We start from the raw sequence: 10,100 nt of genomic DNA, 5'->3' as shown, positions 1-10,100 counted from the left end.
CTGAGTCTTCCACAATCCTGCCATATTGTTGAATAGTCATGGTTTGAAAATAATGGTTGATTTAAAATTCAGAAAAATATATAATATATAATCATTGATACAAAAGGAGGTCACGATGATGAAAAAGCACCGTCTTCAATATAAAGACAACTTCATATCGATCGTGACTGAAAGCCGTTTGTTTATCTAACATTTTTTGAAAAACGTATAGGAGAAACAAGGTCACGTAGATACGTGCCTTTTTTTATGTGTGTAAGCATACGTCAAAGGACGTATGCTTTTTTTGTCTGGATAGAAGTCGGTTACAAGACCGATTTTTATATAAATCCATAAACGATTTGAGGAGGAATCAAAATGGTTCACTACATGGAGAAGAAAGAATGGAACGAAGATTGGAAAGAGAGCGGTTAGCGACTGTTTTTGAAGAAAGGATGGTAAATAATGTTTAGTGTATTGTTCAAGCTGGGTTGGTTCTTTAAAATTTACTGGAAGCGTTACACATTGGCGATTATTGCTTTAATCGTTGTAAGTATGATCGACTTGATCCCTCCGAAACTAGTGGGGATCGCGATTGACGAAATACAATTCAATTCCTTTACGAGAGAACGTCTAATGGAACTGTTACTCATTTACGGGGGAATAATCATCGCGAGTTATACCATTTCCTATTTATGGGATTATACGCTGTTTAGTGGTGCGATGATGATGGAGAGGACGATGAGATCCCGTTTGATGAACCATTTTCTGCGAATGACACCTACTTTCTTCGGTAAGAACCGTACAGGGGACCTTATGGCGAGAGCAACGAATGACCTGAAGGCTCTGACGATGACGGCGGGTTTCGGAATCCTGACGTTGGTTGATTCGACCATATTTATGATGTTGATTATTGCTGTAATGGGTTTTACGATAAGCTGGCCATTGACCTTTGCTGCATTGATTCCTTTACCAATTATGGCTCTTGTCATGAAGCGGTACGGTAAGGTGATTCATAAGCGTTTTACCGAAGCGCAGGAATCTTTTGGAGAAATGAACAATCAGGTCCTCGAGTCCATTCGAGGAGTTCGAGTCATTCGAGCTTTTGTGCAAGAAAAGAATGATGAACGTTCATTCAATAAAATGACCACAGAAGTTTACGACAAAAACATAGAAGTAGCGAAGATTGATGCGCTATTTGAACCGACGATAAAGATCTTAGTCGGTCTTTCTTATACGATTGGATTAGGGTATGGAGCGAGTCTCGTCTTCCAAAACCAAATCACTTTAGGAGAGATGGTTTCCTTTAATGTTTATCTAGGAATGTTAATTTGGCCGATGTTCGCTGTTGGGGAACTGATTAATGTCTTGCAACGCGGAAATGCGTCCTTGGACCGGGTACAGTCGACGCTTGATTACAAACCGGACGTGAAGGACCCGCAGTCCCCTGCTTTCATAGAAAGTCCGAAGCAGATTGTGTTTAAAGAGCTGTCCTTCCTTTATCCAGGGGCAGATAAAAAAAGTCTTAACAGCATTGATTTAACAGTGAAGCAAGGGGAGACCGTTGGCATTGTTGGAAAAACAGGAGCAGGAAAGACAACGTTGCTCCGTCAGCTTCTTCGAGAATATCCCAGGGATACGGGGTGTCTTGAGGTGAATGGCGTTCCTCTAGGAGACCTTAGTCTTGATCAGACAAGAGCCTGGATTGGTTATGTACCACAAGATCAAGTGCTGTTCTCCAAGACGATCAGAGAGAATATCCAATTTGGTAAACCGTGTGCCTCCGACCAGGAAATTAACCGTGTATTGGAGCTGGCTCATTTTGCAGATGATCTTTTACAACTGCCTAAGGGTCTGGACACAAAAGTTGGAGAAAGTGGAGTTACGCTCTCTGGTGGACAAAAGCAAAGGGTTTCCATTGCCCGAGCATTCATCATGGACCCTGAAATTCTATTGCTGGATGATGCTATGTCAGCTGTGGACGGAAAAACAGAAGCTGAAATTTTAGAACACTTGAGAAGAGAACGGCAAGGAAAGACGACGTTCATTGTTGCTCACAGACTTTCAGCCGTAACTCATGCGGATCAAATCCTGGTGCTCGATGATGGAGCAGTGATTGAAAAGGGAACACATGATGAATTGGTTGAAAATGGCGGATGGTATCAGCAGCAGTATGAGCATCAGCAGTTGGAAAACGGGGAGGTGGGGCGATGAAGAAATCGGCCGAAAAACAGTTGTTTCAGTATGCGTGGTTGTTTCGTAAACGTATATTCATTGGTCTGGTTTGTTTAATCATCGCCGTCGCGTTAGAACTCACCGGTCCTTTTATTGCCAAAAGGCTGATTGATCAGCATATCATTGGAATTGAGAACCAATGGTATCAGGTTGAATCAAAGGATGAACACACGGTTAAATACAGGGACGCTCTGTATAAACGCTCTGATCGAAGAGATGAATCGGATGAAATCCTTCAAACCCGAACGATTTTGCAAGCGGGGCGAAACTATTACTTCACGGAGGAACAAGTGCCTATCACTGGCAGTCGTCAGTGGAAGGACGGGGTTTTGACCATTGAAACCTCCGACCGTACGTATAGGGTAGGTGCTGAAAAATTAAAGCTTCAGGAATTGTACAGCTTTTTTCTTCCTGAAATGAAATCGATCTATTGGCTCCTCAGTTTATACGTTGGGTTACTGCTCTTTGCATCCGTGTTTCAGTTTTCGCATACGTTCTTGTTGCAAAAGTCTTCCAATAGGATTATTAAGAAAATGAGAGATGACCTCTTTTCACACATCCAAACACTGCCGATTCAATTCTTTGTTAATCAGCCAGCGGGGAAGGTGGTCGCTCGTGTAACGAATGATACAGAGTCGATTCGTGAGCTGTATGTAAAAGTGCTGGCGACATTTGTTACGAGCTTCTTTTATATGGGGGGGATCTATATTGCCTTGCTGTTATTGGATTGGAAGCTGGCTCTGTTGAGCTTATTATTGATTCCGATTCTGCTGATTTGGATGAAGCTGTTCAAAGGCTACGCGGGAAGGTATAACAGAGTTGTCCGTTCTACTGTCAGTGACATGAATGGAAACATCAATGAAGCCATTCAGGGAATGTCAATCATCCAATCATTTAGACAGGAAAGACAGACATCAGCAGAGTTTGAACGCTTAAATGAACGACACTTCACTTATCAGAGGAAATTGATCAGATTAAGTGCTTTAACATCATTTAATCTCGTGAATGTACTGAGGAACCTTGCTTTCGTAGCTTTTATCTGGTATTTCGGGGCGGGTTCCATAGGTCCTGAAGGTATTGTTACGGCCGGCGTCCTCTATGCTTTCGTTGATTATCTGAACAGACTCTTCCAGCCGGTTACAGATCTTGTCAATCAATTACCTCAGCTCGAAGAAGCCCGTGTGGCTGCAGGACGTGTTTTCGAAATCCTGGATGAACGTGGTGAGCCTGTTGTAAGTAAACCAATTGAACGGTACAAAGGGGATATTCACTTTGATCAAGTGACATTTGCCTATGAAAAGGGGAATGAAGTGCTTAAAGATCTTTCATTCAAAGTGAATCCTGGAGAGACCGCTGCCTTTGTCGGTCATACGGGTTCAGGAAAGAGTTCCATCATGAATCTATTGTTCCGTTTTTATGACCCCCAGCAAGGAACAATCCGAATCAATGGAAACTCCATAAGCGAGTGGTCGAGACAGCAAGTGCGCAGCCATATGGGCATTGTTCTTCAAGATCCCTTTATTTTTAGTGGAACGATTTTGTCGAATGTAACCATGGGTGATGAGCGTATTTCCCGGGAAATGGCAATAGAAGCGTTGAAAGCTGTCGGAGCTGATCACTTTGTGGAAAAATTACCCGGAAAATATGATGAACCTGTTAATGAAAAAGGGGATACCTTGTCGATGGGTGAAAGGCAGTTGGTCTCTTTTGCTCGTGCGTTAGCGTTTGATCCTGCCATTTTGATTTTGGATGAAGCAACAGCGAATATTGATACAGAAACTGAGCAGGTAATCCAACAAGCACTGGAAGTTTTGAAGGAAGGAAGAACGACTTTGGTGATTGCTCATCGTTTGTCTACCATTCAACAAGCGGACCAAATTTTTGTCCTTAATCATGGTACAATAATGGAACAAGGGACCCACCAGCAATTGATTCATAGCAAAGGCGAGTACTATCGTATGTATCAGATGCAGCAAGGTGCTGTAGGGATAGAAGCGGTGTAGGTCCCAAAACTGCTTACATGGAGGCAGGTTTCATGCATGAGCAAGAATACGAAAAAAAGGATATTATCGATGATGACTTGTATGAAGAAATAGATGATGATGAACTGTATGAACTCGTACAGGAAGAGAAGAGAAAAGCATATGAACGGGAAAGGATTGAGAAAGAACAGCAAAAAGAAAAGCGTCCTTTCCCTAAATGGATATTTTGGTTGATCGCTTTTATGATGGTGTTGAATATCGTCGCCGTCCTTCCAAATACATTTTCTATTCCAGCCATTGATTTCCTTACCACTTCTGCAAAGCTTTCAACAAATGAAAAGGTGCAGACGTATAAGGAATCCGTTGTAGTGGTGGAGGCTGGACAAAGCAAAGGAACCGGATTTGCTTTTACCGAAGACGGTTATATCCTTACAAACCATCATGTCATAGAAGACGAAAAAAGAATTTCAGTAGGCTTTCCAGATGATGGTCTCTTCAGTGCGGAAATAGTGGCCTCATATCCTGACGTCGACCTCGCTGTTCTAGATGTTGAAGGAGAAAACCTCCCTCATTTAGAACTTGCTGATCAAGCGGTTTTTGATTCACGTGAACATGTGTATTTTATCGGGAATCCTTTGAAGTTTACAGGAATTGCTAATGAGGGGAATGTAATAGGTTATAAACAGTTGTCTGATTGGGATCAACAAGTTCTCATGCTTGATGCTCCGATATACCGGGGGAATTCAGGAAGTCCGGTCATCAATGACCAAGGAAAAGTGATCGGGGTAGTGTTTGCTACATTACATGACGATGAAGAGGGGCGGGTCGGCCTCGCGGTACCTATTGATTATTATTATGAACAGACAGAAAAAGGAAACCTTCCTTAGGTTTCCTTTTTGATTGTACGAATCATTTCGGTGAAAAGCTCTAGCATTTCGTAGGTATATATACCTAAATAAATAGGTTGTATGCTTCTTATCATTCGATGTGCACCATGGAAGAGTCTTAGGGCTTATTTTTTGAAATGGTTATTTAATAAAATGTAACCCCTATGAAGTAGACCGTTCATGTGTTGTTCAGTAAAATGGTCATGGTCAAGGACAATACCTTTTTACCTGACCCAATTAAGACAAACTTCAGAAATTTTGGTTGATACGATTTTGTAACACAATTGAAATAATCTTAAAAAAGACACCCAAAAAATTAAAGCCATTATCGAAAATATTAATAGGCTGGAGGTGATAAAGGTTGATCAAACGTCTTTTTCAAAAAGCAGATCCCTCCCTGGATGAACAAGTAGCTTCAGCCAAACAGGGAGATGATGATGCACGTAATGAAATGCTGAAACAGTATCAACCTTTCATCGCCAAAAGTGTTTCTGAAGTTTGTAAAAGATATATAGACCCTAAAAAAGATGATGAGTTCAGTATCGGTTTGCTTGCATTTAATGAAGCAATCCAATCTTATTCTTGTGATAAGGGGAGTTCATTTCTTTCTTTTGCAAGACTCGTGATTAAGCGAAAAGTGATTGATTACATTCGTAACGAACAAAAACGTGTACAAGTCACTTCGCTTGATGAGGACTTCCATGATGAAGATCAAATGGAAAACCCAGTAGAGATTTCAGCGGCTAAGGAAAAGTTCCAATTGGAAACGGAAGCTTGGCATCGTAAAGAAGAAATTCTGGAATTTCAGGCCCAATTGCAGAAGTATAAGCTTTCATTTGATGAGCTGATCGATGCATCTCCCAAACATAGAGATGCCAGAGAGTCTGCTGTTCAGGTGGCCAGGCTCGTTTATGAAGATGAATTTTTATGTTCGCAAGTCATCGATAAAGGCCGATTACCAATCAAAGACTTGGTCGATCGTGTCGATGTTAGTAAGAAAACGTTAGAACGAAACCGTAAATTCATCATTGCACTAGTTCTCATCCTGAACGGGGATTACGTATATCTTAAGGATTATCTGAAAGGGGTGGGTATGTGAAAAAAGGTATTGTCATGGAACAGCAGAATGAATATATGATTGTCATGACTAGTGATGGCAAATTCCATAGAGCTGAGAAGATTAACCATGCAGATATTGGAATGGAAGTCCAATTCAGGACAGTTGATGAACGTAAAGTCCTGCATCAATGGACTCAAGTTTTACGTAATCGCTATACGCGAGCAGCTGTTGTAGCCATTATCTTTCTATTAATGGTGTTCCCTGTTTTTTCCTGGTATGGAAGCAACCAAGCGTATGCTTACATGAACATTGATATTAATCCTAGTGTTGAACTTGAATTGAATGATCAGATGCAAGTGATAGATATAATCCCTCAAAATGATGAAGCGGATGAAATCGTCACTACCTTGAAAGATTGGAAAAAGAAAGATGCATCGGAAGTCACCTTTGAGTTGATTGAGTTGAGTCAAGAAAGAGGATATAGCAATGATGCGAACCAGGTCCTCATTGGTATCAGTTATTTAAAAGAAGAAGTGAACCAGGATTACACGGAAGAGATTGAAACATTCCTCATGGAAAAGTCCGCGAATATAAGTATTGCTACCTTCTTAGTCCCAAAGGATTTACGAAGAAAAGCTATTGAGCAAAAGGCATCTGTGAATGAAATGGTTGCAGACCGAATAAAGAAAGAAGTAACGGACCAAAAAGGAGAATCCGAACTCCCTGTTCATGTTGAAGATGATGATCGAGAAATTATTCAATCCTTTTATAAAGAAGATTCATCTGAAGAAGAACAAGGGGAAGTGCTTGATTCTGACATGAAACCGGTGGCCCCTCCTGTTGTAAAGCCAGAGAAACAGGATGCAAAAAAACGGGAACCCGAACAAGCACGCTCAAAAGGAAAAGATCAAGCTCCTGGTCAGCAGAAAACAAAGGCTGATCAAGGGGAAAGCCACATAGAAGAAAAAGACAGCAAGAACAAGCACATAGAAAAGAAAGACAACAAGAACCCACATAAAGATAATGAGAATAAAAATTCGAAAGATAAACATTCGGCAAAACCCTCTCCTAAATCAACAGAGAAAGAAAAAGATATAGAGAAGGACAAGAATTCAGGTTCGAAACAAGAGGATAAGCAGAATGACCGAAACAAAGGGAGCAGCTCGAACGATAAAGAGAAAACTCCTCAGGGTAACGGAAATTCTTCGAATGGAAAGCACTCCTAGACAGTTAGGAGTGCTTTTTTGTTGAAGAAGCATGGAGTATAAGGGTATCGTGTAGAAAAGGAGGAGTAGCAATGAGCAAACCTTATATAGGCGTCAAAAATGGGAGGCTGTCGGACTGTCCGAAGTCTCCGAACTGTGTGAGTACTCAAACAGAGCAAGAAGAAAAGAAGATGACAGCGCTTGCTTTTTCCAAAGATCTAGAGACCACAAAGTCTGTAATCAAAGAAGTCCTAAGTGAGATGGAGAGGACGGCAGTTGAAACAGAAAACGAAAATTATATCCATGCCGTTGTCGAATCTAAGTGGATGAAGTTCAAGGACGATGTCGAGTTCTATTTTGATCAGGAGGAAGAGGTCGTACATTTCAGATCTGCTTCAAGAGTGGGTTATTCAGACTTTGGAGTCAATAAAAAACGAATGAAGGACTTCTCTGAACATTATGAGTCCATGAGGAGAGAAACCCATGACGTTTGATTATCAAATCGTCGTTATAGGTGGAGGTTCAGGTGGCTTAACAGTAGCAGCAGGCGCAGCGAGTTTTGGGGCTAAGGTAGCTCTTATTGAACGGAAAAAGGAACTTGGGGGGGATTGCCTTCATTATGGGTGCATGCCTTCAAAGGCGTTGATTCAAGCGGCTAAAGAGGTTAAAGAGGTCGCCCAATACTCTGAATTGACGGAAGAAGATTATAGTCGGTTGTTTAAGTCAGCCATGGAACGGGTCGCAAATGCTCTACAAGATGTCCAAGAGCATGATTCAAAGGATCGTTTTATCGATCTTGGTATTGACATCTACGAAGCAGAAGGAACATTCATAGATGAATATACCTTGCAGGTAGGGGAACAGAGGATTACAGCGAAACGTTTCGTCATAGCTACTGGATCTTCTCCTGCCATTCCTCCGATTGATGGTTTGGATAAAGTGAATTACTTAACAAATGAAACCATTTTTTCACTGAAACAGAGACCTTCTTCTATGGTCGTTATAGGTGGAGGGGTGATCGGAGTGGAACTGGCTCAGGCGATGAGTCGTTTAGGTGTGGAGGTAACCGTAATAGAGGGCAGCGATAGGGTTCTGTCTAAAGAGGATAAGGAAATAGCAAACTTGTCTCAACGTTTATTATCTGAAGAACTGAATATTTTAACGAATTCAAAAGCTGAACGCGTGGAGAAAAAAGGGGATCAGGTTGAAATTCACTACACGAAAGATGATGTTCCAAACAGCATTACTGCAGATACCATTCTTGTGGCGGCTGGCAGAAAAGCGAACATTGGAAAGCTTGGGTTGGACAAGGCTGGTATTGTAACTGAAAAAGGCTCAATTCAAGTGGATGCAACTTTAAGAACCAATAAAAAACACATGTATGCTGTAGGTGACTGTAATGGATCGATGCCTTTCACTCATGTCGCAGGAATGGAAGGGAAAATCGCCGTATCTAATGCTGTACTGGGTCTTTCTAGAAAAGCTTCTTATGAAAAAATTCCATGGGTTGTCTACTCAAACCCTGAAATTTACCACCTCGGTTTGACAGAAGAAGAAGCACAAAAGCAGTATGGAGAAGACTTGTTAACCTTCAAAACAAAATTAGCAGACAACGATCGTTTTATGGCGGAGCGGAAGAAAGAGGGACTAGTAAAAGTTTTGACAACGGACCGAGGGAAAATCGTCGGGGCTCATGCGATTGGGGAAGGAGCTGGAGAATGGATGCAGGAAGTAGGGACCGTGCAGGCACTCAATAAGAAGTTTCAGAGCATCTCGAATGTCGTACACCCTTACCCTGCAAAAAATAATGTCGTTTCTCAAACCGCAGACCTATATTGGAGAGAAAAGCTATTCGGAAGTAAATGGAACGACCTTATTCGTTGGTATGTGAAAAAGTTACGATAAGCAAGGATAACAAAATGCGTAGAGAAAAGTCTCTACGCATTTTTTCGTTATTCTTTATCTTCATGCAAATGCTCGTCCTGATTCCCCATCAACCCATAGAAAAACATATGAGTGATTTCTTCACTTAATTCAGGTAGAGAATGATCGAAGAGATCTTCCTTCGATCGCATCGCCTGGTAGTACATTTCAATATAAAACATGATGGAGCGAAAAGAAATATCAGGATGGACGTACCCTTGAGTTTTTCCCTGTTCCACAAGTTCCATCAGTAAAGGGACTGCATCTCTCTCTGTGAACGTTTGAATCATCTCTTGCAACTCAGGCTGGTCCCTCATTACTGTTTGAAGAAATCCGGGGTCCATATGGAGGATGTTTTCTTTTTTATCTTGAATCACAAATTGAATCTTTTTTTTGAAGTCCATATTGTCATTGTCGACGACGTCCCGAAAACGGTCTAGTCGTTCGTAAATGAATTTCTTGACTGTCTCGAATAGGAGCTCATCTTTGCCGCCAAAATAATTATAAATGGTGACTTGGGAAACTTGTGCTTTTTTTGCAATTTCCTGGATGCTGACTTTCTGCACCCCATATTCTGAGAATAACTTCAGGGAGGCGTTCAAGATGTTTTGCTTTTTGCGTTCTTTCCGTCTTTCAAATCCGTTCATTGTCTACACCTCTTCTTAAACCATCATACACGAAGTTATGAACCGATTCAATTCATACATTTCATTTCTGAAAGCCATGAACTTTTCAACTTTACCTTCCAGAAAAGCTCCCGATTGTGGAACACTCAGTTTCGAGAGACACGGGGGTCGTTGCCTGCATTGAGCGTCAGGGGTGGGTGGAAAGC

The 10,100-nt window shown here is 41.4% G+C and carries 8 protein-coding genes; 7 read left to right on the top strand and 1 reads right to left on the bottom strand.

The window, feature by feature from the left end:
* Nucleotides 1–441: 441 nt before the first annotated feature.
* The 7 genes from HFA01_RS06490 (at nt 442) to HFA01_RS06460 (ending at nt 9,250) form a co-directional block, all read left to right on the top strand.
* Nucleotides 442–2,190, top strand: a complete 1,749-nt coding sequence (locus tag HFA01_RS06490) for an ABC transporter ATP-binding protein (RefSeq protein ID WP_146814425.1) — start codon at nt 442–444, stop codon at nt 2,188–2,190.
* On the top strand, nt 2,187–4,214 hold the full coding sequence (locus HFA01_RS06485; protein ID WP_146814423.1) for an ABC transporter ATP-binding protein: 2,028 nt from the start codon (nt 2,187–2,189) through the stop codon (nt 4,212–4,214). The genes HFA01_RS06490 and HFA01_RS06485 overlap by 4 nt, the downstream gene beginning before the upstream one ends.
* 32 nt (nt 4,215–4,246) lie before the next feature.
* A complete protein-coding gene (locus tag HFA01_RS06480; protein ID WP_146814421.1) occupies nt 4,247–5,080 on the top strand; it encodes a S1C family serine protease in 834 nt (277 codons plus the stop codon).
* A gap of 361 nt (nt 5,081–5,441) precedes the next feature.
* The gene (gene sigI, locus HFA01_RS06475) at nt 5,442–6,179 is read left to right on the top strand and encodes an RNA polymerase sigma factor SigI (protein ID WP_146814419.1); all 738 of its coding nucleotides are present in this window, start codon (nt 5,442–5,444) and stop codon (nt 6,177–6,179) included.
* Nucleotides 6,176–7,366: an anti-sigma factor domain-containing protein gene (locus tag HFA01_RS06470; RefSeq protein WP_146814416.1), complete on the top strand. Its 1,191-nt coding sequence runs from the start codon at nt 6,176–6,178 to the stop codon at nt 7,364–7,366. The genes sigI and HFA01_RS06470 overlap by 4 nt, the downstream gene beginning before the upstream one ends.
* 71 nt (nt 7,367–7,437) lie before the next feature.
* Nucleotides 7,438–7,839, top strand: coding sequence for a DUF1499 domain-containing protein (locus tag HFA01_RS06465; RefSeq protein ID WP_146814414.1), 402 nt, complete (start codon nt 7,438–7,440; stop codon nt 7,837–7,839).
* A complete protein-coding gene (locus HFA01_RS06460; protein ID WP_146814412.1) occupies nt 7,829–9,250 on the top strand; it encodes a dihydrolipoyl dehydrogenase family protein in 1,422 nt (473 codons plus the stop codon). Before HFA01_RS06465 ends, HFA01_RS06460 begins: the two co-directional genes overlap by 11 nt.
* Nucleotides 9,251–9,297: 47 nt before the next feature.
* On the opposite strand, the gene HFA01_RS06455 is transcribed toward HFA01_RS06460, so the two are convergent.
* Complete coding sequence (locus HFA01_RS06455; RefSeq protein ID WP_146814410.1) at nt 9,298–9,915, bottom strand: TetR/AcrR family transcriptional regulator; 618 nt, start codon at nt 9,913–9,915, stop codon at nt 9,298–9,300.
* Nucleotides 9,916–10,100 lie beyond the last annotated feature (185 nt).

This window comes from Halobacillus faecis (assembly GCF_007991335.1).
In the GTDB taxonomy this organism is placed as follows: Bacteria; Bacillota; Bacilli; order Bacillales; family Halobacillaceae; genus Halobacillus; species Halobacillus faecis.
The sequence above is the reverse complement of the archived record's forward strand: the minus strand, read 5'-3'. Positions and strand labels throughout refer to the sequence as shown.